The following is a 26,004-nucleotide window of genomic DNA, read 5'->3' as shown; positions in this document are numbered from 1 at the left end:
TGGTCATGGTAGGGACATTTATTCAACGATGTGTGATAGTCATTTTCGCGGTTGTGTTAGTTGGCTGCACCATGGTTGGACCTGATTTTGAGGGCGTTGAGCCTGTAGCATTACCCAGTGAATGGCACCAACGTCAGTCGATAGATGCAGGCTATGATCTTAAAAACTGGTGGCAACAATTTAATGATCCGATCTTAAATGCTTTGGTTATTGCAGCCACTGAGCAAAATTTGGATATTGAGTCTGCAGGTCTGCGTATTTTGCAGGCCCGCATGGTGCTGGGGATTAGTGAAGGATCGCAATATCCACAGGTACAGCAATTATCAGGCAGTTTTGCCAAAGGTTATCAAAATGAAAAGGGATATCGTAGTGGCTCGCTCTCTTTTGATGCTGGATGGGAGATTGACATCTGGGGGAAGTATGCTCGTGGTATAGAATCCTCTGAAGCTGGGCTGTATGCCAGTATTGCATCTTACCATGATATTTCAGTGACCATTACTTCTGAGGTTGCTCGTAACTACATTAATTATCGAACGTTTCAGGAGCGAGTCTTGTTATCTGAACGTAATATAGAGATCCAGAAACGGGTTGTCGATATTACTCAAGTGCAGTTCGATTCGGGGAATGTGACTGAGCTTGATGTACAGCAAGCCAAAAGTCAGCTCTACAGTACTCAAGCCGTATTACCCAGTTTGAAAATAGGTATGATTCAGGCTCATAATGCTTTATCGGTATTGCTTGGACTGTTACCTGATGCAGTAACATCTATGCTTAACCCACCTGAACTTACTGCTAAAATAGTGACATATAAAAAGCAATATGTGCACTATGGCACTAAGCGACCGATGGATAAGAGTCAATCAAGTAGCTTAGTGCCACGCTCACCAGAGGTAGCCATTAGCATAGATGCAAATCTTGTGTTGAGGCGCCCGGATCTACAGGTTGCTGAACTCGCAGCACATGTTCAAAGTGCCAAAATAGGTATTGCCGAATCGGCTCTGTACCCTAATTTTTCCTTGTTTGGGTCGATTGGGAGCAGCAGTGCAGTGCCTAATGGCAGTAGTTTTCGGTTTAGTGATTCTTTGATGTTAGCGGCTGGGCCGAGTTTCTCATGGAATTTATTTCAATATGGACGGATTAAAAATAATGTTCGCCTCGAAGATGCGCGTTTGCAAGAAACATTGGTTCAGTATAATAAAAAGCTGCTGCAAGCGATCTCTGAGGTGAGCAGTGCGTTAAGTGGTTATGGGCTACTTAAGGAGCAACAAGGATTACGACTTAGTTCGGTCAATAGCGCTGTTCGAGCCTTTAATATTTCTATGGCGCAATATGAAAATGGTCAAATAGGTTTTGAACGCCTGCTTAATTCAGTAGAAAAGATGACCCGAAGTGAAGACAGTTATGCTCAAATTAAAGGTAATGTGGCTAATCAGGTCGTTGCTTTATATAAATCATTAGGTGGTGGTTGGCAGGCTAATTCAGGTAAGGCTTTTATAAATAATGCCAATATTGAGCAGATGAAGCAACGTAGTGACTGGGAAAGCGTACTTGATAAGCCATTGTTATTACCATCGTCATCAAGTAAATCAGTTTCAACTTGGGAGGGAAATTAATGTCATTACCTCGTGAATTAGCCGCTGGAGATGTATATTTTTCACCATTATTATTAGTGATAGTACTCGCCATCATGTTGGCATGGATCACTGTCGTAATACTCAATCGTACTCGATTATCTCGGTTCATCGCTTTTCCTTCACTGACATTTATGGCGATAACCTTGTTGTATGTAATCGGTATCGACCGTTTATTTTTACCTTTTTAAACCGTAGTTATAGAGATCATTAGCCATGAAAAAAATACTTATTATTGTCTTCAACTTACTGATTATTGGTGGTGCACTCTATTTAGGTTATCAAAAATATCAAGATTATTTTAATAATCCTTGGACACGAGACGGCCAAGTTCGCGCCAATATTATCAAGGTTGCTCCTCGAGTATCGGGTCCTATTGTCAGTGTTGCCATCAAAGACAATCAGTTTGTGCATAAAGGTGATCTTTTATTTGAAATTGACCCTAGTACCTATGAAGTGAGTCTCTCCCAAGCTGAAGTGTCTCTTGCTAAAGCTAAAGTGAGTTCACAAGGGAAAAAGATTGAATATGATCGACTTAAAGATATTAGTCTTAAAGACAAAGGCGCTGTTTCCCATAAAGATTTAGTACGCAGAGAGATTGCTTATGAGGAATCTTTATTGCAGATAAAAGCAACAGAAGAGCAATTAAAAGCAGCGCAGATGAATCTTGATTTTACCAAAGCTTATGCCAGTGTCGATGGCTATGTGTCGAATATTGATATTCAAGACGGTACTCAAGCTGTCGCAAACCAGCCGTTAATTGCGTTAGTTGATAGCCATAGTTTTTGGACGTTTGCGTATTTTCGTGAGAGTCAACTGGCTAAAATTGCTATTGGTGATAAGGCCATGGTTACGTTAATGGCTTATCCGGATAAACCTATTGACGCCTTAGTTGAATCTATAGGTTGGGGGATAGCGCCTAAAGACGGTACCGTTGGCTATAATTTGTTGCCCAATGTTAACCCTGTATTTCAGTGGATAAGGTTAGCTCAGCGGATCCCTGTACGGATCCAGTTTAGCGAGATCCCTGAGGGGGTTATGCTGCGTTTTGGATTATCAGCATCCATTATGGTGATACAAGAGGAGGCTGATGTTGAATAAATATTACTTTAATTATAATTGGAGGCATTCATTTTATGACGATCAAGATTAACCAACAAAATAATTTCTTCTTTACTACGGCAGCGTTAATAGCATTACTGATTAGTGCATCTTTGGTACAGGTGGTCCCTGAAGGTATTTTAGAATTTATTATTGAAGGCTTCACTGTGGTTACATTTATCGTATGTATCCTTAGCTTACGATTTGATAAAACTTGGTATCGCTTTATGGTTGGGTTGATTTTTTGTTGGTTAGCCGCAACTTTGGTGCGCAATATTTTTAATATTGTCATTCTTGATTATTTAACCTTAGTACTAATGCTTGGTTTTTTTTGGGGGACATTCCGCTCTATTGCACGGCAGATTTTATTTGTTGGTAAGGTGGACACTAACAAGGTAATTGGTTCTATCGCTTTGTTTTTATTGATGGGGTTAATGTGGTCTATTATTTATATTTTAATTGTCTCGGTATCACCAGAGTCATTTTCTGGTATCGATGCTCGGCCTTGGAGGGAGAATTTGTCGCAACTAGCTTATTTTAGTTTCGTCACGTTAACGACTTTAGGCTATGGAGACATTAGCCCTCAAACCCCATTTGCTCAAGTTGCGGTTTATATGGAGGCGATTGCTGGTGTGTTTTACATGGCAATTGTTGTGGCAAGTTTAGTGAGCGTTGGTTTAGCTCAAACACAAAATGATCAAAGGACCTTAAATGGATAACCAATCTCAACATACTCAAAGTACACAATTTGTGAGTAATATGATGGAATCAGCCATAAAAATTGGCTTACTTATTTTTTTAATATCATGGACATATGATATTATTAAGCCGTTTGTTATCCCTATGCTATGGGGAGGGATCATTGCTGTTGCTCTAATGCCGCTGACGCATAAATTAGAGCGTTTATTGAAAGTGCGTCGGGGATTGGCGGCAACATTTTTAGCCTTACTTGGGATGGTATTATTGTTCACGCCATTTATTATGGTGTCGGGTTCCATTTTTGATGGCGTAACTCATTCTCTTGAAATGTTGCAAAGTGGTAAGATTAGCATTCCTGGGCCGACGCAAAGAGTTGCTGATATTCCGGTGATTGGTGATAAGTTGTTCGAAATATGGTCTCTTTTCTCAAGTAACCTTGAAAAAGCTGTATTACATTTTTTACCAGAGATAAAGTCTATTGCTGCAGGCATGGCAGGGGTGATTGGCAGTAGTCTGGCAACGTTAGTGATGTTCATCATTTCACTTGCTATTGCCGCTGGATTTATGGCACATGCTGAAGTTGTTTCAGCAGCAATAGCTAACGTTGCTGTGAGAGCTGTTGGACCCAATGCTAAAGCATGGACTAACCTTACTGCGGCGACGATTCGTAGTGTGCTATTGGGTGTCGTTGGAGTCGCCTTTATACAATCTATGCTAGTTGGCTCAGCCATGTTTGTATTTGGTATTCCAGCAGCTGGTCTTATTACTTTTGTGGTGTTGATTTTTGGGATAGCTCAATTACCTGCTCTGATCGTCGTATTGCCGGTGATGTTTTATGTTTTTGCAACGAAAGATACGACTCCCGCAACCATTTTTTCCATTTGGGTACTGTTAGCTGCAGTGTCTGATAACGTGCTAAAGCCTATGTTGATGGGGCGGGGTGTCGATGTACCTATGCCCGTTATTTTGCTTGGTGCTATCGGCGGCATGCTAACGGCAGGTATTATAGGGCTTTTTCTTGGGGCAGTGGTATTAGCTATTTGGTATGAGCTTTTTATTTGTTGGTTAAATAACGATAAAGTGGCTGAGAGTGGGGAGGTTTTAGTCAGTGTTAATTCAGATAGCTAACATCTATATCTTCTCTGTTATCTAAAGTTCAAATATTAAACTCAAGAGTGTGAACGTCACACGCTTGAGTTTAACTTGTTGTAATAATGAATATTAATTATGCTTTAAAGCTCCGTAAGGGCTTGGTTTTATTACTGAAATTGTCCATTCGGGTAAAAACCACACCTTTAGATTAGCCATAGAATATGAATTTTAATATCTGTTTAATTCGTTAAATGGGTCATTTGACAAATGCGCAAGTTTGGTTAGGAAAGAAATTGAAACTTGCTAGATACTCTCCGGGTATTCAGTAGGTGGTTGGGTAATGGAATCAGATGGTAAATAGTACAAAATTAAGTGATTACGATAAAAGTATGGAGCGGGTTTGCGATTATATCTATGCCAATTTAGATGAAGAACTAACAGTTAAACACCTGAGTCAGTTTACCGGTTTTTCTCAGTTCCACTTTCATCGTCAATTTTCAACTTATATGGACATTAGCATTGGAAAATATATTCAACTTTTACGCCTAAAAAGAGCATCTTACCGTCTTTGCTTTGACCATGGTGCCAAGATTATTGATATTGCTTTCGATGCGAAGTTTGATTATCCAGAATCTTTTTCTCGGGCATTTAAGAAAGCCTTCGAACAATCTCCTACTGAATTTCGCCGTCAACCTAATTGGTTGATATGGAATGATAAATATCAATTTAGGAGTAATAGAATGGGTCAGGGTCTGGGGCGAGAACAGCAGGTTGATGTGGTTAACTTTACAGAGACTAAAATAGCGGTTTATGAACATAAAGGGGCGCCAGAGTTAGTGAATGAGTCGGTCGCTAGATTTATTGTTTGGCGTAAAAAAACGGGATTATCGCCAGTGGCAAAAAGCCGGACATTTGGGATAATTTATGATGATCCTAAGTCTGTATCTGTAGAGGAGTACAGATTTGATATTTGTGGTTCCGTTATCGATAGCGTGCCGAAAAATGAATATGGTGTGATAAATAAAACCATTGAGGGAGGACGTTGCGCAGTACTTCGCCATCGAGGGACTCATGATAACTTAGAGAGCAAGGTGCATTATCTTTATGGGCAATGGTTGCCAAAAAGTGGTGAAGTGTTAAGAGGTTCGCCCGTTTTCTTCCACTATCAAAACTTCTTTCCTGAAGTTGCAGAGCATGACCTTGTTACTGATATTTATTTGCCACTTACATGACAAGTCATGTGATTAAGTATTAATGAGTGTAAGGAAAAGTAACCATATGGTGAGTATTACTCACCATATGGGTTAGTATTGTCTCAATAACCATTTTCACTATTAATCTTAGATTGAATGTTGAAGTTATTTATATTTTTCCATGATCATTTCATATTGTGTCTTACCATTTTCTAATGTATTTTTTTTAACGTTTTCGACAGCTAATTGTAACTTATCAATTAACTTTTGTTGAGTGCCTAAGCTAACAGCAAAGTACAGATCACTTTCTTGTAAAGTGTGGACGACCTTAAAGTCTTCTGTATTCAATTTTGTTTCTTTGATGAACCAGCGGCCAGCATTTTCTTCATAGGAAAATAAGTCGATACGACCTAGATTTAGCATTTTAAACAATGAAGTTACATTATTGACTCGTATAAGTTGCTTATCATTAACACCGGAGGATATGAGTAATGACTCACCTACATCACCACGAATCACACCGATAGTATATTTATTTAATGAGTCAATATCATCTATTACTATCTTATCTTGCTGACGAGAAAATAACACCACACGAGTGGTGGTAATTGGTCCTACCCAAGAGAAAAGTTTTTCTCTTGCTGGTGTGCGAGTCATGGAGAATAATACTCTATTTTTACGTGAATTCACCATCATATATCCCCTAGACCAAGGAAGTAATTGAATCTGGCTGATATCTAAAGGCTCATTGAGTGAAGCCATAGAGGCAAGAAGTAAATCGACTGAAATACCTTCTAGTTTGCCTTCTTTGATGTAATTGTTTGGAGGGTATGACTCTGTTAAGTATTCAAGTTGAGACAGTTCCTCAGCGTTAATATTGGTAATGAAAGTAAGGTGTATGATAGCTAGATATAGCATTGTCATTACTTTAATTGGCATATTCCAGTTAATCATAAAGGGTAACTGGAATATGCCTGACAACGCAATTTTATGAGCTCGAATACTCAGGTAAAGGTTAGTATATCTCTTCATCTTCGACACCTTCATACAAGCATTTCATTTCTTGGACTTGGGTGTTTTCTGTATTTGTCATGTCATTAAAATACAACATCGATCCCAACAGTAAGGGATGTAGAATCTCCCGCTACTTTTAAGTCAGGGCCTCCATTATCTTCAATATCATCATATTGAATTTTTAATGCTGCTGATGGATGAAAATCCCAGCGAATACCCAATGAGCTTGTATTATGAACCTCACCACCTTCGCCATCATCAAAATCTGAGTAAGATACATATGGCATTAAGTCGTCAAATCGATAGCCAAACGTCACTAGATAAGTGTCATTGTCAGTTCCTTCTATCGTTAAACGGTTTAATTCTGTCAATATGATAACATTGTCATATTCAATGTTAACGGATAAACCGTAAAATTTCCCCTTACGTGTATTCGTGCCATCATTCCATATTACCTGAACGTCACTTCTATACCTTTCATTGCCGTATTGCATGTGGGTTGCACGAATATCAAGCCAATCTCTATTAAATTGTAATACGATGCCTGCAATGTCTTTCCAAATTTCACGAGTTTTTTCACCAAAGAAAAATTCTGATAAGAGTTTGTTGGGCTCACTGTCTTCTTCCCCATAATAAAATTGACCACTCATACTCCAGTCACCAAGCTGATAATTATATAACGCACTGATCCCGGTATAGTTGGATATTTGCCATGTGTAGTTATCTGCTGGGGGACGGATCCAAGGATAAGCGTAACCAACATCAAAAAAATCACTGTAATAATATAATGGAAGACGCTTCTTACCTGCTTGTATGGTCCAGCTTTCACTCATATTATAGGATAAATAGGCCCACTCAAAATCGGCCTCGAAGTTATCGACACCACGGGCTACAAGTTGCATTGTTGCGGATAATCCATCCAATAAATCAGCAGAAAATTGTAACCCTAAAAGAGTATCAGGATTAAAACTGATTTTATCTTCATTATAAGCGCCTACTGAAGGATAATCTGCAAGAAATGTAGGGTCTAAACCATATTCTGCTATACCCGATCCTTCAAGGACTTGGCCTCCAACAACAGATGCAAAACCAGAAATGTTAATTTCAGCAAGTGCGGATGTTGTCAGTAATAAAGAGGATAAACCGAGCATAATTTTTTGTTTCATATGTTATTCTCAAAATTGATCATGTGTTTATTTAGTACAAGATTAGGATAAATCTAGATAGGTGCCACTTTTTAAGGTAATAAATTGATTTATATGTAGAGATCTAGTATGTAAGTTCATTAAAGAGCTGACTCACAAGCTTGCTTTTCGCTTCATAAGCAATAAGTAGGTTTGTAGATAATGAACACCTTGCGCTGTATTTAAGGAGCGAGGGTAAATACATACTTAAATTAGGCGTCTGATTGTTTTTGGTCAGCGATATTGATAGTATTTTTCTTTTCAGTTCATGCAAGTTTGTTTACAGTCAATATTTTTTATGAAGAAAACATCAACACGTGTCAGTAATTTATCAAGTCAGTTCAGTCTCGCTTTCCCTAAAACTCGCTTGGACATCCAAGCCTACTTCAGTAAGAAGATGATCGGTTTTATTTCTTGTCTTTCGCTTGCGGCTATATTTTTACTGTTTCCTGAAACGGCTGTTACGTTAGCGGCAAGTGTTACAGACTATGTCGTTAAGGAGTATGGTCTGGCATTTATTATTTTTCCTTCTTTGTTGGTTATTTTGTCATTGATTATTGTCGTGACACCATTTGGTAAGGTGAGATTAGGCAAGAAAGATGAAAAACCAGAATTTGGTTTTATCAGTTGGACGGCGATGTTATTTACCGCCGGTATGGGATCAGGGCTTATTTTTTGGGGGGTTGCAGAGCCAATTGTTCATTTTGCTCATCCGCCTTTTTTTGTTGCAAATTCTCCTTTGTCTTCTAACGTCGAAAATGCAAAAGATACTGCCTTAGCTCTGACCTATTTTCATTGGGGTATGCATGCTTGGGGAGTCTATGCTATCTCAGGTTTAGTGATGGCTTGGTTTGCTTTTAATCGCTCTAGAAGCATGACTATTTCCGCCAGTTTTACTGATAAAATAAAGGGGAGTAAGTTTGAGGTTTTTGATTTTTTAGCTGTGATTGCGGTTATTTTTGGTGTAGCAGGAACGTTAGCCAATACCATAGCGTTAGTACAAAGTTGTTTACAAGCAATCGTGCCTTGGGATATTGCTGGTTTGATGTTTCGCTTAGGATTACTGATGATTATAGCATTGGTTTTTACTGTGTCTTCGACATTAGGCTTAGAGAGAGGCATTAAACAGATGAGCCTGTTTAACTTGCTGTTAGTGGTTGCTATGTTGACTGCTATTGTCGCTATCGTTGATCCTTTTAAGGTGGTTAGAACTGCGCTTACTTCCACGGCTAGTTATTTAAGACTGTTGCCTTCTATTTCATTTTCCATCGATCCACAGTCGCGTAATTGGAGTGAGGGATGGAGTATTATCTACTTTGTCTGGTGGATAGCTTGGGCTCCGTTTGTTGGTCCATTTATCGCTAGGATCAGTCGTGGCCGAAGTGTGCGTCAATATTTACTCTGCACCTTATTAATCCCAACAGTTATGACTATTATTTGGTTTAGTGCTTTTGGTGGCAGTGTACTTGAAATGAATATTTTAAATGATGTGATCGCCGCAACCGATAGTGATGTGACTTATGGACTGTTTTCATTTTTAGCATCTTTGCCCTACGGGAATATATTAAGTTACGGTGCAATTGTGTTGTTGGTGACCTTTGTGATCACTAGTGCGGACTCTGCAATATATGTCAGTGGTATGTTGACTGGAAGCCCTAGATTAGGGGCTAAGTTGATGTGGAGCTTAGCTTTAGTGTCTATTACCACAGCGTTAATTTTGAAAAATGACATTGATTTAAATAAGCAAATTGCCATATTAGGCGCTGTGCCATTCACCTTGATTTTAATGGCGCAAAGCTGTATTTTGATCAAAGAGGTCATTATGTATAAAGGTGATAAGTCTTATTAGTTGATTGCTAATGTCTTTTGTTGTCATTTATTTTTCAACGCCGTATGTGCTATACGGCGCGCAGCCTCATCACTCTTGTCTTCATTAACTCACTATTTCAGCGATGTGTTTGGATATGATAAATGATCAAAAACCACTTGGACCTAAGATGTCAATGACCAGGATTTTTTTAGACTAATGTAGGATCTTTATCAAGCTTGGGTTTTAATGCTCAGTTATCTATAATCGAAGTATCACTCGTCCATTAAGTGGCATTATCCTTGATACACGCCAGATTTGGTGCTGTTTCTTAAATAGTGAATTGTTTCTTTTGTTCGTTTTTTAAGTACAGGGTAGGACACAGATCTAATATATTTGGATGTAATTATTATCAATCACTTACTCTCTTGCCATGATATATTCAACATATTTTTAATGACGCTTATTTGGCCATGGATAGTAGCGGCATTAAGGATAAATTTTGTGCCGCCATTATGATCTAGACGGCATTTGAAGCTTAATGAATATATTCATTAACATAGACGTTAAAGATTGGTGATTTTGTTACCATAGTCTTCAATCAGGTATTGCATGATCTCTTCGACCGATGTGTCTTTAGTATCATCATCCATATAAATTTTAAAAGTGACAATGGCATGTCCGTCAGCCTTAAGTCGACTGGTTTGCATAGCAAAATAGGCGCTTTCAGTATTTGCTTCTCGTACTACAAAGCCATCAATTTCAAAGATACGATGACCAGAACGGTCATGCCATTTAGTTAACCTGTTTAAGCCTATTTCACATGATTGGTTAAACTCAATATGGTTTTGCCATGTTGTAGGGTGTGAAGGATCTTTGATGTGTGGGCATCGAACTGTATAGTTGTATACATGAGAAATTGCTGTCATATGCTACCTACCTGTTATGCGAATACTGATGCGATCGTAGATATCGCTATTATAAATCGACTAACACTATATATTCGTTTTGATGTTAATTGTCGCTTTACTCTTTCAGTATAGTGTTGTTAAGTCAATGTCATTTTAAGCCACTCTTTGTTCTTTTTATCATGAGTGATGCTTTGATAACCTTGCGTTAGATCTCAGTTTAGAAAAATAATTGCTTTTTTCTTCATCATGATGAGTAAAATTGTAGAGACAATGGGAGTGGACTGTGAGGTAAGGTTAAGCTTATGATTACATGATTGTCTTTATCTTCAGGCTGCAGTGTGTTTCATTATTGTGATTGATTCCATTTAGATAAAAAAGATAACGGCGTTAATGTTAAAAATAACTAAATTGATGTGTTTTAGTTATATGCAATATCAAGTTAACTGCATTTAATTCAATGGCTTGTGTATTTTTCTTGGTGTTGTTTTTGTGCTAAGGAATAATATAATGACTTTATATGTTTACAAATAATAAAAGTATGCTATTATTATTTTGCTCTGTTGTAAGAGTTATTAAAGATAAGAATTAAGTAAAAGTAGAACCCTCAGTCAGATCTTCGTAAGTTTGTCTCGGTAGTGTGTTTCCCTTAGCTTCATCGTAATACTTAATAATTCAGCTTCTCAGCACTTCGCATTTTCGCGATAAATTTAATGAATTTATATAAGGGACACAAAATGTCTAATTCAACTACTGGCACTGTAAAATGGTTTAACGAAGAGAAAGGTTTCGGTTTTATTTCTCAAGAAAATGGCGGTCCTGACGTATTTGTTCACTTCCGTGCTATTACTTCAGACGGTTTCAAGACTCTTGCAGAAGGTCAAAAAGTATCTTTTGAAGTTGAGCAAGGTCAAAAAGGCCTTCAAGCTGCTAATGTAGTACCTATGTAATCTAGATTTTTCTAGGTTAAAAATTAGACTGCCCAATGGCAGTCTTTTTTTTGTCAAAAATAATGTAATATTGTCGATTCGCTTGCAATTGTAATCGTTTTGACTAGAAATTTTACTTTTCACTTTTCACTTTTCACTTTTCACTTCTTAGTTATTCCCTTTGAAATATATCGCTGATGATTATTGAGTTCTAGCAATTAATAGAATCATATTTTTAATATATCAGTATTTATAGATTTGTAACGTGTATTTTGTCTATGGTTAGACCAGTTTTTATTAAGTTTATTGTTATTTAGATAAGTACCTGAGTATAAAATTACCACTAATTAGAACGTTATTTAAACACTGATTTTTTACATTTTTAATCTTGCATCAAAATCACGATTTACGTATAACTACTTACTGAATTTACTCATTATTTTTTATATGAAACAAGTTAGATCACTGTTAGAACATGAGTTCACTACGCTGGAAGAAGCATTCAAAAATCATCCTAAATATCGCTGTAGAACGCGTGCTCATGCAATATTGAGTAGTTATCATGGATTCAGTCTCAAGAAAATTGCCCAAATATTATTGGTAAAATCCGACACCGTATCTGGATGGATAGATCTATAGTTTGATTTGGGGATCAGCTTTCTTTATGACGGTAAGCATACATTAGTGAGCAATCATAAGTTAGTCTTTAAGGTGCTGCAGCCCTTTAAATATAAAGGTTTATACATTATTAGCAGCGTTGGCATGTTCAGTTAACTGAACAAACAGTGTCTCGTTATCTCTTTTAGGCTGTGATCTACAAGCATATTCACTTAAGTATCGACACCACTTCCTTAGTTGATTTTTTATTCTATATTCTCGTCCCGATCTCAGTGCTTTTAGAATATCTGGGAGCCAATCGTTTGCACATCGAGCAACCTTTTGTGTTGAAATCATCACCTTGTGTATTTCGCCACTCACTTTGGCGATAAAACGCTTGAGTAATAAAGTCAGCATACTCGCCCAGACTAAGCTCTCAGCGATGGATTTACTCCTTGTGTTGAAGCTTTTTAAGCCGCTATATGATTTTAATTCTTTGAAAAATAGCTCTATTTGCCAACGTAGTCCATATAACTCACACACTTTGACTGCAGGAAATTGCTCTCGTTTTAGGTTAGTGATGAGATAACCGATGGCAGATTTTTTTCTATCCCAGAATGCAATTAATCGGTGTAAACTCGGCTTGTCACTCCATTGCACATCAAGGTCAACAAGTTGATCTTTCTTCAATTTAACTCGCTTCATCTTCTTACCTACTAGCGCTTTAATGGCTGTTCCTTGGCTATCAAAAGCAGCGATTATATTCGGGTTAATTTGACCGTTCGTCCGCATGATCACATCACCACCATGTTTGTCAGCCTGATAGCAATATTCGATATTAAAGTAACCAGCATCCATAAGTAGCAAGATATCCTTTATTTCAAAAGCAAACGGATTATAGTGCCTCTCACTCTCCGAATCCGGTGCAATGCCAAGGTAATTGTAGCCACCCGACATCAAGTCCATGGTCATGTGTAGCTCCATTGCTGCGGGATGAGTCTTGGTAAATCGACCTGGAAATTGTTCCGTTAAACCAATATGTAATTTGAGAGAACTTCCATCATGTGCTTCTATCGCCTTAAAGGGATATTCGCTCGGCAAGGCTTGTTGTAAGGGCTCAAATAGCCATTCTTTGGCAGCTTGTTCGGTAAGACCTCGAAGTAGTTGAGTTAATTCAGGTTTTTTCAGCTTGTTGTGAAATGGCTTATAATTAATGCCTTTGCCATGTTCAATACATAAATTCTTATGTATATCAGAAAGGTTGATATTTGACCTTGTTCCCAAAGTGTTAAGTAGAGCAAATACCAGCTCCGTCGGTGATATGTTGCGCATGCGCTGCATAAAACCACACTTTCTAGCTAATTGTGTAATGCTTGTGGAGTTAAGAATACTTGTCAGGCGCTTAGGTATGCAGTTAAACTTCATTTCGTGCTCTCTCGTGGTTGGATGGATCTTTCACACGAGATATTTGATCATGAGATGAGTACAATCTCCAGTTTTTATTCAAAATAATACTTTTCAATCAAAATGATACTGGGTAATCCCTTAAGATCCTACCTATGAGTGAGCACTATAGCTCACAACAAGCGAAAGAGCTGTGGGCGGTTAAAGAGCAATGTATAAGCGTGTTAAGCATTTAAAAATTTTCTATATAGATGTTTTTATTAGCTTAATAGGTTAAGTTGTTATATGGGCCTCAACTCATAGGTTATAATGTTTATACCCTAAAGGCTGCGGTAATAAACTTGGAGATATATCAAATTATGTACTTAGGTAAATGTTTGTGCGGTGAGGTGGAAATAAAAATCAATGGTGAAATAAGCAGCATTATTCACTGTCACTGTTCTCTGTGCCGGAAAAATAGTGGTACCGCTTTTGCCACAAATGGTTTCATCAACTCTGCAGATTTAGAAATAACATTAGGTAAAAAAAGCTTAAGTACCTTTTCATTTAAGCCCGGCAAAAATAGGTATTTTTGCTCACGTTGTGGCTCACCCGTTTATAGTTCAAATGAGCAGGATCCTGCCCGTTATAGAATAAGGTTGGGGATCCTCGATTCAGATATAGTCGAACGACCTATTTCTCATAATTTTGTATCGTCAAAAGCAAATTGGGAAAATCTAGATGCTAGCTTACCCCGATATGATTCGTTTGAAACGGGACGAAAGTGACATTTGAATTTTGCTCAACACTTGGAATAAGGACGCGATCACGTCCTTATTTTTACAGGTGATCCTGAGCTATAAGTTCAAGGTGCAGTTATGAGGAACCGTGTAAAAATTGTGTTTTGATGGCTTTAAAAGATGATTTATCTCTTTATATTTCTTGTGAACTTTATCTTTTTGAGTCTGCCATTTCTTTCGCTAATTTACATCATGCCATATTAATCGCAGGTTTAGCGACTGTGATGCCGATAATGAATAGCATTAAGAAAGGAACTGCATGACACAAAATCATAGGATATTTGGCAACAGAGTTTTTGGTTGGGATGAAAAAATAGGGATCAACTTTACGTAATATTTTATAGTAAGGTATCAATATAGGCTTAAACCACACTTGAAAATAATAGCCACTTACAGCCACTATCTGTACTTCAATAAGTAATAGGAATAGATCAAGTCCTATAGCATCAATCAGTACCATCAAAGACATTAACTCAGGATTGAGTAGTCATGCACCTATCACCAAGACTGTTGCTATCTTCCATGTCCACTTTCTCATATATATAAATCCTCCATGATCACATCAACTACAGTTTATACATGCCTTGTCTCAAAATGTGTCATCTTCATTATGAACAGTCACTGTAACCTCACCATCAATACTTTCAGACACCAAGACATTGATGGGTCTACAACATACTTGGCAATCTTCGATATACTCTTGTTCAAAGTCGGTGGAATCAATTAAAACATCAATTGTCTCACCACAATAAGGGCATTCTATCGATTTCTCAGTTAATTGATTCAATTTTTACAGTCCTCAAAATTATCTAAAGACTTAACTACTTATGCCGCCTTACGTGTAGATCGAGCCCAGCCATTCAAAAGTACACCGTTAATGATTTTCATTGTCGTTTTTATTTATTCAAATCTATTTTATTGATATTCACAATGTAGACTTTATGTCATTGAAGTTACATTATTTTAATTTTTTTAGCAATACCTGAACGTGTACATCCCGACGCTTTTATTACTTGATTTACTATTAATATTATCAATTGTTATGAATTAACCTTTCAATTCTTTATTTTGTCACTAAAATGTAACTATTTTGTTGTTAAATGGTTTGTCGTTAATTTGTGGCAGGGTTCCTACTTCGCTTTTTGTTTGCTTATATTTTTTTCTTGGTGGTTTAATGAATACAGTGATTTTACAGAGAACCGTGTTCTATATGCACAAGGTTAAAGTGCATGGATATTGAAAAATTACTCTATTTACAAGGGATTGGCGATAGATTTATCGATTGTTATGGGCAAGGTATTGAGATCTCTGCCTGCGATAGAACTGGAATTTTGCAGTGCATGTTAGCGGGAGGAGATTGCTCTGTCAGTTCAGATTCAGAGCAGGGTATTAATGAAAGGGTTTACCTCCTTGATGCTAAGCCTTGGACTCTTGCGTTACATGCCTTTCAGCATACCAATGAAAGTGAACTTTATGTCAATGTTTACTTGAACAGTGATTACGCTGATGCAATCAGCTTACAGATATACACAGAGTACGGTGAACATGATATTGCCATTGCTTACCCTAAAGATCTTCATATCTGCGGTGACTATAGAATTAACGATACGCTCTATTTGCATTATCAAGGCTCATTAAAGCAATTATTTCCCAATATCGAACTCGGCTTAGGCTATCACACTCTTGAACTCACTCTTGTTGATCAGGCTATTACTTTGAGTGGGACTTTATTAGTGTCGCCAGATAAAACATATCAACTCGATGATATTAAACAAGATACATCCAAAGGTAGCGTTCATTTAGAGACTGAAATTCGACCTTGGGGCATAAGTGTTCAACTTTATTCATTGCGCTCTGATGAGCAATGGGGCATAGGAGATTTTGGTGATTTACGCTATTTAATCACCATGATAGCAGAGCAAGGTGGTGATTTTATTCAGTTAAATCCACTGCATGCATTAGACAATTTTAAGCAGACAAGTATCAGTCCTTATAGTCCCAGTGACAGAAGAAGACTTAATCCTCTTTATATTGAAATCTCGGGAGTGGATGAATATCGCTACATTGAACCACAAGTGACTACTCAGACATTTACAGATAAAAAGATCGCTTTGAATCGAGATAATTGGCTCGATTACGCCAGTGTTATCACGATTAAATATGAACTACTCAATATGTTATATGATGCCTTTTGCACTTATGAGTTAGCCGCTGACTCTCCTCGTGCGCAAGTATTCTCGCTGTTTGTTGACTCACAGGGTGATGATTTACATTACTTTGCTACTGAGCTGGCAAAACAGGCACCAGTAGGCTTTTGTGCTGATCCTCATTTTTATTGTTATTTACAGTTTTTAGCCGAATCTCAACTTGAGGAATGTCAGCTCAATGCTAAGGCGCTAGGGATGTCCATCGGCTTAATTCGTGACTTAGCCGTAGGAGCTTCGCCTGATGGTATTGAAGTTAAGCAAAATCAACATCAGTTTTGTTTACATGCGAGTATTGGCGCGCCGCCAGATCCGTTTGCTGCACAAGGTCAAAATTGGGGATTGACGCCTTTAGATCCCATCAAGTTAACGCAACATAACTTTGGGCATTTTATCCATATTCTACGTAGTAATATGCAAGCATGTGGGGCACTGCGTATTGATCATGTGATGTCGATATTGAGGCTGTGGTGGTGGCCTAATATTGCCAATTTGGGCAATGGTGCCTATGTGTATTATCCCGTTGAAACTTTAGTTGCCATTTTGTGCCTAGAAAGCCAACGTGCTAAGTGCTGTATCATAGGTGAAGATCTTGGTGTCGTTCCCCCAGAGCTTTATGGTTACCTGACTCAAGCTGGCATTTACTCTAATCAACTCTTCTATTTTTGCAAACACACTAATGGCTTTAATGAGCCCGATGAGCATAAAAACCACAGTTTAATGATGTTGGCAAATCATGATGTGCCGACTTTAGCTGCTTGGTGGTCATCCAGTGATTTGCACCTTAAGCGACAGATTGAACTCTTGGATAATGATGAGATACTCGGTGATGCATTAAATCAGCGTGAGCATGAAAAGTATCAACTATTTGAGCTCTTAGTGCATCACAGATTGCTCTCAGACACAGAAGATATTAACAGTATTGAGTATGAGCAGATCTTACATGCCTGGGTTGCATTAGCTGCTAAGAGCTACTCTAGTTTGTTTAGCATGCAAATTTGTGATCTGATTAGCGAAAGGCATAGCGTTAATATTCCTGGCACTTGGCAGGAGTACGCCAACTGGCAGCGACGCTTACCTCATACCTTAAAGGCAATCAAAGACTCTCCCCAGGCTCAAATGTTATTGAGAGAGATTTGTTCAGCGCGAAGTCGATCTGAAATGGACGCAGTAACTGTTTAATTTGATTTCAGGCGTGTAATTTACATTCTAATGGAAGATAAATGATGACTCAAAATGCCCCATATTTTCATAACGGTGCCGATATATCGCTACTCAATGGTGAATATTATGATGTGTTTTCTATCCTTGGTATGCATTTAATTGAGGTTGAAAATACAGCTAAGAGTAAGGCGGCTAAACCTAAGCAATTACTGATCGTTCGATGCTTACTACGTGGTGCGATCAAGGTTGATGTTATTAGTCTTAAGGATGGTAGCAAGGTGGCGAGTTTAGACCATGTTAATAAAGCCGGGCTATTTGCCGGGGTTATGGGCCGTCGAGTTAACCCTTTTCTCTATAAGTTAAGGGTCGAATACCCTCTTGGCGTTGAAGAGGTGATCGATCCTTATCAGTTTTCAAGCTTACTTAATGATAATGATCTCTATTTATTTGGTGAAGGCCGACTTGAACAAGCCTATCGATTTTTAGGTGCAAATTGGCGTGAAGTGAATCAAGTTCTTGGCGTGCACTTTTGCTTATGGGCACCCAATGCAAGACGAGTTTCAGTGGTGGGGGATTTTAATCATTGGGATGGGACTAGGCATGTCATGCGTCAGCATCAAGCCAATGGTCTTTGGGAAATATTTATTCCAAACGCGGCAGAGTCACAGCATTATAAATTCGAGTTAATCACCACTGACGGAGAACGGCTAGAAAAGTCTGATCCCTACGCTAAATCGATGCAAGGTTCGCCCAGTAATGCATCGCTTATCCCTCTTAAGAAAAACCATGTTTGGCAAGATAAAGCTTGGTTATCCAAGCGACATAAAAAACAATGGCATCAAGAAGCAATATCTACGTATGAAGTCCATTTAGCCTCTTGGCGGAGGAAAGGGGATGGGGGCCAGCAATACTTAAACTATCAAGATCTCATCGATGAACTTATTCCTTATGTCGTAGAGATGGGATTTACCCATCTTCAGTTGATGCCAATTAATGAATATCCTTTTGATGGCTCATGGGGCTATCAACCAGTGGGGCTTTATGCACCGACCTATAGATTTGGAGATGCATTGGGTTTACAAGCATTTATTGATGCTTGTCATCAAGCAAATATTGCCGTTGTACTTGATTGGGTGGCAGCTCATTTCCCGAAAGATCCTCATGGGTTAGTGCAATTTGATGGTACCAGTTTGTATGAACATCATGATCCTAAACGTGGTGAGCACCCTGACTGGGACACCTTGATTTATAACTATGGCCGTGGTGAAGTGCAAAGTTATTTGTTGAGTAATGCTTGCTATTGGTTGGATGAATTTCACTTTGATGGGTTACGTTTAGACGCGGTCTCGTCGATGTTATATCTCGACTACAGTCGTGAGGCAGGACAATGGGTACCTAATGAGTATGGTGGTCGTGAAAATCTTGAGGCGATAGCGTTCTTAAAAACGTTAAATCAACGTCTCTATCAAGCTTTTCCTGGCATCGTCATGATTGCCGAAGAATCGACGGCTTTTTCTGGTGTCACGACCAGAGTTGATGAAGGTGGGCTTGGGTTTGGTTTTAAATGGAACATGGGGTGGATGAATGACAGTTTACGTTATTTAAGCCGAGATCCTATCCATCGAAGCTATCATCAAAATGAGCTGACATTCAGTTTGATGTACTGTTTTAGCGAGCAGTTTGTGCTCTCGTTAAGTCATGATGAAGTGGTGCATGGCAAAGGTTCATTGATTAGTAAGCCCCCAGGTGATGACTGGCAACAATTTGCCAATATCCGTGCTTATTTAGGCTTTATGTGGGGTCATCCTGGTAAAAAACTCTTGTTTATGGGCGATGAATTTGGTCAGCGTGATGAGTGGAGTCATGACCGCAGTTTAGATTGGCATTTGCTCGAGTATTTACCTCACAAAGGGCTACAAGCTTGGGTTAAAGATTTAAATCAACTTTATCGGCAACAGTCTGCGCTGTTTAGCAGAGACACAGAAGCTGACAGTTTTTGTTGGCTAGATTGTAATAATCATCAAACAAGTGTGTTTAGTTTTATTCGTTATGGGGATATGCCCGATGATCACTTGTTGTTTGTGGTCAATATGACACCGCAGGTGCATTATGATTTTCGTATTGGTTTACCAGTCAATGCCGAACATCAAGAATTACTCAATAGCGATAGCCAATATTATGGTGGCAGTGGTGTCGGTAATGCCGGTGTGATCACTGCTGAACCTATCCCCTATCAAAATATGCCTCAAAGTAGTGTGATCACAGTACCGCCTTTAGCCTGCTTAGTGATTTCAATCATCGATGCTAAGAGATAGGAGGCTTTGATGAAATTAAGTAATGGTAAACCTTATCCTTTAGGGGCAAGTGTTGAAGATTCTGGGGTGAATTTCGCCCTATTTTCGGCTCATGGAACTAACGTTATTCTGTGTATTTTTGATGCGTTAGGAAAGGACGAGATAGCGCGTTATTCACTTCCTCGAAAATCTCAGCACATATGGCATGGCTTTCTCGAAGGCGTGTGTGCAGGGGTTGTTTATGCGTATCGCGTCGAGGGGCCTTTTCAGCCATTATCTGGGCATCGATTTAATCCAAATAAGTTATTACTCGATCCTTATGCTAAGCAGCTAGTAGGGGAATGTATTGATGCTCCGAGTCTATATAGTTATTGCCTTGATGATAAAGATGAAGATCTGTCATTTGATACGACAGACAACGCCAATATTATGCCTAAGTGCCGAGTTATCGATCATCGCCACCTTTTACCGGTGCCTCCTGTTCAGAAAAATTATAGCCAAGAAGAAGTGTCGCTTTCTTTACGTCGCAGCATCATTTATGAGCTTAATGTCAAAGGTTTTACGCAGCTTAACCTCGATATTGTTAAGAATGAAAGAGGAACATTTTCAGGGTTATGCTCACCTGCAGCAATCAAGTATCTGACTGAACTTGGGATCACCAGTGTTGAGTTAATGCCAGTACACAGTTTCTTTGATGAGCCTTTTTTACAACAAAAGAAGCTTAATAATTACTGGGGGTACAACAGTATTGGTTTTTTTGCGCCCCACCACGCTTATTTGACAAATGATGATGTGTTTGAGTTTCGTCAAATGGTGACAAGATTGCATGAAGCTGGCATTGAAGTGATTTTGGATGTGGTTTATAACCACACCGCAGAAGGCAATCGTTTAGGCCCAACCTATAGTTTTCGGGGCATTGATAACCTGAGCTATTACCGTTTAAATCCCAATGAGCCTAGGTATTACATTAATGATACCGGGTGTGGTAATACCCTCAATACTGATAATCCTAACGTACTTAAATTGGTGATGGATTCATTAAGGTATTGGGTTGAAGTGATGGGTGTTGACGGGTTTCGTTTTGATTTAGCCACCTGTCTAGGTCGTGAAAAGCAGGGGTTTGATATTGGCTCTGGATTCTTTGATGTTCTGACACAAGATCCAGTGTTAAGCCAAGTCCGTTTGATCGCTGAGCCATGGGATATCGGACCCGGTGGTTATCAATTAGGTCAGTTTCCTATTGGTTGGAGTGAATGGAACGACCAATATCGTGACACGATTCGCCGCTTTTGGCGTGGAGATGCAGGTATTTTGCCTGAATTTGCCAGACGCTTTCACGGTTCCAGTGATTTGTTTGAGCATTCAGGTCGCCAACCTTCAGCCAGTATTAACTATATCACCAGTCACGATGGCTTCTCTTTGATGGATCTTGTCAGTTTTAATCTGAAGCACAATGAAGCCAACGGAGAAGATAATCGTGATGGTCACAATGAAAATTTTAGCCATAACTATGGTGTAGAAGGACATTCAAATGACTTTAACGTTAATGCATTAAGAATTAGGCAGTGTAAAAACATGCTCACCACTCTTTTCCTATCTCAAGGGGTGCCAATGTTACTCGCAGGCGATGAGGTTGGGCATTCACAAGGAGGGAATAACAATGCCTATTGTCAAAATAATGAACTGAGTTGGTTCGATTGGTCACAAGATATCAGTAAAATTGAATTGCTTAATTTTACGCGAAAATTAATTCAATTAAGAAAACGTTTTCCGTTGCTTTGCCATCGTCAATACATCCACGACAGTGTCAATTTTGAGGAACCAGGTCTTGACTGGTTCAGCCGGCATGGAACTGAAATGACAAAAAATCTTTGGTGTGAGTCTCATACTCGTAGTTTAAGTGTGGTGATAAGCGGTGAGCTTGAAGCGCAGAAGGGCTGTCGTCAGGCATTATTATTGATGTTAAATACGGATGAGCAGAGTTTAGATTTTTATTTACCTGACCTACCTAAACTCGGCCTTTGGCAGTGTCTTTTACATACCCAAGATTCTGAGGTGGTATCACAAAAATTATCCGAAAAATGTGCGTTATATTGTCTGCAAGAACGAAGTTTAATGCTTTTTTATGCTGAATTTAAGGAGTCGATTCATGAGTGCTAAAGTCAATAAAGGTAAACGAGCGACGAAAGCGACATTAAGTGATTGTGAACCTTGTGATTCATTATCTGGTTCATTAACACGTTACATGAGCAATGGTTTAGGTAATGAGGAATACTCAGAGCAGCAATTGTTTCATGCTTTGGCATTAAGTGTACGTGATCAGATGTTAAATAATTGGCGGCAAACACGTACTAAAGACAGTCAATATCAAACGAAACACGTGGCGTATTTGTCATTAGAATTTCTGATGGGGCGTGCATTAGGTAATGCTTTGCTTAATCTCCAATTGGAGGATGAAAGCCGTGCAGCATTACAGCAATATGCTATTGATTTAGAAGAAATTGAAAGTTTAGAGCATGATGCTGGTTTAGGGAATGGAGGCTTAGGTCGGCTGGCGGCATGTTTCCTCGATAGTTGTGCCAGTATGGATATTTCTGTAACGGGATACGGGATCAGATATGAGTACGGCATGTTTGCTCAAAAAATTGTCGATGGCTATCAGATAGAACGTCCAGATCGTTGGTTAAGAGACGGTAATCCATGGGAAGTGCGCGTACCGAAACATAATGTCATCGTGCCTTTTTTTGGTCGTACTCAGGTTTATATTGATAAAGATGGCCGACGTAATACCAGCTGGGTAGACACCCAAGATGTGGTTGCTGCCGCCTACGATATGCCTGTGCCAGGTTACCGTAACGATCGGATCAATACTTTAAGACTGTGGAAGTCTGAGGCTACAGATGATTTTGATTTAAAAGAATTTAATCAAGGAGATTACACTGAGGCTGTGGCCAGTAAGAATTTGGCTGAGCAGATAACAATGGTGCTTTATCCCAATGACACCAGTGAAAATGGCAAAGAACTGAGATTAAGGCAACAGTATTTTCTGTCATCGGCAAGTTTGCAGGATTTACTCAACAATTGGGTAATGCACCAAGGGACTGATTTTAGTGGTTTTGCTAAAGCTTACGTGATGCAACTCAATGACACTCACCCAAGTATTGCCATCCCTGAGTTAATGCGTTTACTGGTGGATAAGTATTTTCTTGGTTGGGATCAAGCGTGGTCTATCACCACAAGTACCATGGCATATACCAATCATACCTTACTTCCAGAGGCTTTAGAGCGATGGCCTGTGCGTATTTTTGAGCAGATGCTCCCCAGAATATTAGAGATAATTTATGAGATAAACGCACGTTATCTTGATGACGTAGCACACCACTGGCCTGGAGATGGAAAAATGTTGGCTAAGATGTCGATAATTGAAGAAGGTGAAGTCCCTCATGTGCGTATGGCTTATTTAGCCATTGTGGCAAGCTTCTCGGTTAATGGTGTGGCGGGGTTGCATACTCAGCTGCTGACCAGTGGATTGTTTAAACACTTTTATGATTTGTGGCCTGAGAAGTTTAATAACCGCACCAATGGTGTGACACCGAGGCGTTGGTTAGCGCATTGTAATCCTAGGTTATCAGCGCTACTAACGGCACGATTAGGTGACGGCTGGGTGAAGAACCTGCATCATCTGCAAAAGTTAAAAGACGTGGCCGAAGATGTGACGTTATTAACAAAATGGCAGGAGGTAAAACTGGCGAATAAGGTCGATTTAACTCATATGATAGCCAAAGAGTGTGGCGTTCAGTTCGATCCCACTATGATGTTTGATGTTCAGGTTAAGCGGATCCATGAGTATAAACGTCAGCTATTAAATATACTGCACGTCATACATCTTTATCACCAAATACAGCAAGGCAATACCGATGATATCGTGCCAAGGTGTGTCTTGATTGGTGGTAAAGCTGCGCCGGGTTATGCCATGGCCAAGTTGCTTATCAAGCTTGCCAATAATGTGGCACATATGGTCAATTCCGATCCCTTAGTTAGCCGTTATCTTCGATTTGCTTTTCTGCCTAATTATAATGTCAGTGCCATGGAAAAAATATGCCCTGCCACTGATCTTTCTGAGCAGATATCTACCGCAGGGAAAGAGGCGTCAGGCACTGGCAATATGAAGTTCATGATGAACGGGGCTTTGACGATTGGGACGTTAGATGGCGCCAATATTGAAATGCTCGAAGAAGTCGGGGAGGAGAATTTTTTCTTATTTGGCTTAAATGCCAATGAAGTTACTTCGCTGCGTGGGCATTATGATCCGAATCGATTTATCGCAGCATCATCGGACTTATCCCATGTTATGGAGCTGCTAGAAAGTGGTCATTTTAATTTACTCGAACCTGAAATATTTGATCCCATTATTCATGCTATCAAAAGTCCATCGGATCCTTGGATGACGGCAGCGGATTTTGAGTCTTACCGATTAGCTCAGGTGAAAGTCGCGATAGCCTATCGAGACCGTGAGAATTGGACCAAAATGAGCATTTATAATACTGCATCCAGTGGTCGTTTTTCTAGCGATGTAACGATTGCCGGTTATCGTGATGACATTTGGCGAGCATGATGACATTACTATTTAAATTTGTGCTAGGAAGAGTCAATCTTAATGATGTTAGCATGCTAAATATAAGGCTCAGAGGAACAATCAATATGTCTAGTCCTAGCTCCAGCCCACGTTATATTAGTAATTTAACCCGTGATACCTACGCACTTATTCTTGCTGGTGGAAGAGGCTCTCGGTTACACCAATTGACGGAATGGCGTGCTAAACCAGCACTCTATTTCGGTGGTAAATTTAGAATTATCGATTTTCCGCTATCCAATTGTGTCAATTCCGGTGTTCGCCGTATTGGGGTGGTGACTCAGTATAAATCTCATTCGTTGATCCGACATATTATGCGTGGTTGGGGACACTTCAAAAAAGAGCTGGGTGAGTCGGTTGAGATCTTACCAGCTTCTCAACGTAATTGTGAGAACTGGTATCAAGGCACTGCTGACGCCGTTTTTCAAAACATTGATATCATACGGCATGAACGGCCAAAATACGTAATGATTTTATCTGGAGATCATGTTTATCGCATGGATTATGCGGGTCTGCTTGCGGCTCATGCTGAGTCCGGTGCCGATATGACTATTTCGTGTATCAATGTCTCTGTTGTTGAGGCTGCAAGTGATTTTGGTGTGGTCGAAGTTGATGAAAATAATCGTATTTTAGGTTTTGAGGAGAAACCTGAATCGCCCAAGTCTCTGCCTGGTGATCCTGAATCATGTTTAGCGTCTATGGGAAATTACGTCTTTAATACTGATTTTTTATTTGAGCAGTTAAAAAAGGACGCCATGAACGAAGGTTCAGAAAGGGATTTTGGTAAAGATATCATTCCAGCGATTATTGAACAACATAATGTATTTGCATATCGTTTTTGTAATTATTTTGATAATGAAAAAGCTTATTGGCGTGATGTTGGGACATTAGATTCATTCTGGCAGGCTAATATGGAGTTACTGTCGCCGACACCAGCCTTGAATCTGTACGATGCTAAGTGGCCTATTTGGACGTATCAAGAGCAGTTGCCTCCAGCCAAATTTGTATTTGACGACGATGACAGACGAGGCATGACTTTGGATTCTATTGTCTCGGGTGGCTGTATAATTTCTGGGGCAACAGTGCGCCGCAGTGTGTTATTTAACGAAGTGAGAGTGTGTTCTTATTCCGAAGTAGAAGATTCAGTTTTGTTACCTGATGTCGTGGTGCAACGCTATTGTAAAATTAAGAAAACAATTCTTGATCGAGGTTGCATCATTCCCGAAGGCACTGATATTGGCTATAACCATGATCATGACCGTAAAAGAGGGTTTAAGGTCTCAGAAAAAGGGGTGGTATTGGTGACTCGAACAATGTTGGGTTTACCCGTTGGTTATGAATAGTGATGATGAATAGATTAGCAAAAAGGAA

General features: G+C 39.2%; 20 protein-coding genes. 14 read left to right on the top strand and 6 right to left on the bottom strand.

Annotated features, from left to right (window positions below; genetic code table 11):
* Window positions 1-5 precede the first annotated feature (5 nt).
* From HQQ94_RS17540 to HQQ94_RS17515, 6 genes are all read left to right on the top strand, one after another.
* Complete coding sequence (locus HQQ94_RS17540; protein WP_173295626.1) at window positions 6-1,613, top strand: TolC family protein; 1,608 nt, start codon at window positions 6-8, stop codon at window positions 1,611-1,613.
* Entirely contained in the window at window positions 1,613-1,822 is a 210-nt protein-coding gene (locus HQQ94_RS17535; RefSeq protein ID WP_173295625.1) for a DUF1656 domain-containing protein, read from the top strand. The genes HQQ94_RS17540 and HQQ94_RS17535 overlap by 1 nt, the downstream gene beginning before the upstream one ends.
* A 25-nt stretch (window positions 1,823-1,847) precedes the next feature.
* Complete coding sequence (locus HQQ94_RS17530) at window positions 1,848-2,732, top strand: HlyD family secretion protein (RefSeq protein ID WP_173295624.1); 885 nt, start codon at window positions 1,848-1,850, stop codon at window positions 2,730-2,732.
* Window positions 2,733-2,767: 35 nt separating this feature from the next.
* Window positions 2,768-3,451 carry a potassium channel family protein gene (locus HQQ94_RS17525; RefSeq protein WP_173295623.1) on the top strand — a complete coding sequence of 228 codons (684 nt, stop codon included), beginning with the start codon at window positions 2,768-2,770 and terminating at the stop codon, window positions 3,449-3,451.
* Window positions 3,444-4,559, top strand: coding sequence for an AI-2E family transporter (locus tag HQQ94_RS17520; protein WP_173295622.1), 1,116 nt, complete (start codon window positions 3,444-3,446; stop codon window positions 4,557-4,559). The genes HQQ94_RS17525 and HQQ94_RS17520 overlap by 8 nt, the downstream gene beginning before the upstream one ends.
* Before the next feature lie 314 nt (window positions 4,560-4,873).
* Entirely contained in the window at window positions 4,874-5,755 is an 882-nt protein-coding gene (locus tag HQQ94_RS17515) for a GyrI-like domain-containing protein (protein WP_173295621.1), read from the top strand.
* 126 nt (window positions 5,756-5,881) lie between these two features.
* Here HQQ94_RS17515 and HQQ94_RS17510 read toward each other — a convergent pair whose 3' ends face one another.
* Window positions 5,882-6,748, bottom strand: coding sequence for an ABC transporter substrate-binding protein (locus tag HQQ94_RS17510; RefSeq protein WP_254304092.1), 867 nt, complete (start codon window positions 6,746-6,748; stop codon window positions 5,882-5,884).
* Window positions 6,749-6,813: 65 nt separating this feature from the next.
* A complete protein-coding gene (locus tag HQQ94_RS17505; protein ID WP_173295620.1) occupies window positions 6,814-7,896 on the bottom strand; it encodes a porin in 1,083 nt (360 codons plus the stop codon).
* A 316-nt stretch (window positions 7,897-8,212) separates the two neighbouring features.
* Here HQQ94_RS17505 and HQQ94_RS17500 point away from each other — a divergent pair, with 316 nt between their 5' ends.
* The gene (locus tag HQQ94_RS17500; protein WP_173295619.1) at window positions 8,213-9,763 is read left to right on the top strand and encodes a BCCT family transporter; all 1,551 of its coding nucleotides are present in this window, start codon (window positions 8,213-8,215) and stop codon (window positions 9,761-9,763) included.
* 524 nt (window positions 9,764-10,287) lie between these two features.
* Here the strand turns inward: HQQ94_RS17500 and HQQ94_RS17495 are convergent.
* Window positions 10,288-10,650 (bottom strand): cytoplasmic protein, encoded by a 363-nt coding sequence (locus HQQ94_RS17495; protein ID WP_173295618.1) that lies wholly within the window; start codon window positions 10,648-10,650, stop codon window positions 10,288-10,290.
* A 716-nt stretch (window positions 10,651-11,366) separates the two neighbouring features.
* On the opposite strand from HQQ94_RS17495, the gene HQQ94_RS17490 reads away from it, so the two are divergent.
* Entirely contained in the window at window positions 11,367-11,579 is a 213-nt protein-coding gene (locus tag HQQ94_RS17490) for a cold-shock protein (RefSeq protein WP_173295617.1), read from the top strand.
* A 717-nt stretch (window positions 11,580-12,296) separates the two neighbouring features.
* Here HQQ94_RS17490 and HQQ94_RS17485 read toward each other — a convergent pair.
* Window positions 12,297-13,580 (bottom strand): IS4 family transposase, encoded by a 1,284-nt coding sequence (locus HQQ94_RS17485; RefSeq protein WP_173295616.1) that lies wholly within the window; start codon window positions 13,578-13,580, stop codon window positions 12,297-12,299.
* A 338-nt stretch (window positions 13,581-13,918) separates the two neighbouring features.
* On the opposite strand from HQQ94_RS17485, the gene HQQ94_RS17480 reads away from it, so the two are divergent.
* Window positions 13,919-14,326, top strand: a complete 408-nt coding sequence (locus HQQ94_RS17480) for a GFA family protein (RefSeq protein WP_173295615.1) — start codon at window positions 13,919-13,921, stop codon at window positions 14,324-14,326.
* 202 nt (window positions 14,327-14,528) lie between these two features.
* On the opposite strand, the gene HQQ94_RS17475 is transcribed toward HQQ94_RS17480, so the two are convergent.
* Both HQQ94_RS17475 and HQQ94_RS17470 read right to left on the bottom strand, forming a co-directional pair.
* Complete coding sequence (locus HQQ94_RS17475; protein ID WP_254304091.1) at window positions 14,529-14,807, bottom strand: hypothetical protein; 279 nt, start codon at window positions 14,805-14,807, stop codon at window positions 14,529-14,531.
* A 120-nt stretch (window positions 14,808-14,927) separates the two neighbouring features.
* Window positions 14,928-15,125 carry a CPXCG motif-containing cysteine-rich protein gene (locus tag HQQ94_RS17470; RefSeq protein WP_173295614.1) on the bottom strand — a complete coding sequence of 66 codons (198 nt, stop codon included), beginning with the start codon at window positions 15,123-15,125 and terminating at the stop codon, window positions 14,928-14,930.
* 442 nt (window positions 15,126-15,567) lie between these two features.
* On the opposite strand from HQQ94_RS17470, the gene malQ reads away from it, so the two are divergent.
* From malQ to glgC, 5 genes are all read left to right on the top strand, one after another.
* Window positions 15,568-17,724 carry a 4-alpha-glucanotransferase gene (malQ, locus tag HQQ94_RS17465; protein WP_173295613.1) on the top strand — a complete coding sequence of 719 codons (2,157 nt, stop codon included), beginning with the start codon at window positions 15,568-15,570 and terminating at the stop codon, window positions 17,722-17,724.
* 41 nt (window positions 17,725-17,765) lie between these two features.
* The gene (gene glgB, locus HQQ94_RS17460; RefSeq protein ID WP_173295612.1) at window positions 17,766-20,021 is read left to right on the top strand and encodes a 1,4-alpha-glucan branching protein GlgB; all 2,256 of its coding nucleotides are present in this window, start codon (window positions 17,766-17,768) and stop codon (window positions 20,019-20,021) included.
* Window positions 20,022-20,030: 9 nt separating this feature from the next.
* Window positions 20,031-22,160 (top strand): glycogen debranching protein GlgX, encoded by a 2,130-nt coding sequence (gene glgX, locus HQQ94_RS17455; RefSeq protein WP_173295611.1) that lies wholly within the window; start codon window positions 20,031-20,033, stop codon window positions 22,158-22,160.
* Entirely contained in the window at window positions 22,150-24,615 is a 2,466-nt protein-coding gene (locus tag HQQ94_RS17450) for a glycogen/starch/alpha-glucan phosphorylase (RefSeq protein ID WP_254304090.1), read from the top strand. Before glgX ends, HQQ94_RS17450 begins: the two co-directional genes overlap by 11 nt.
* A gap of 86 nt (window positions 24,616-24,701) precedes the next feature.
* Window positions 24,702-25,976, top strand: coding sequence for a glucose-1-phosphate adenylyltransferase (gene glgC, locus HQQ94_RS17445; RefSeq protein ID WP_173295609.1), 1,275 nt, complete (start codon window positions 24,702-24,704; stop codon window positions 25,974-25,976).
* Window positions 25,977-26,004 lie beyond the last annotated feature (28 nt).

Source organism: Shewanella sp. VB17 (assembly GCF_013248905.1).
Classification (GTDB): Bacteria; Pseudomonadota; Gammaproteobacteria; order Enterobacterales; family Shewanellaceae; genus Shewanella.
The sequence above is the reverse complement of the archived record's forward strand: the minus strand, read 5'-3'. Positions and strand labels throughout refer to the sequence as shown.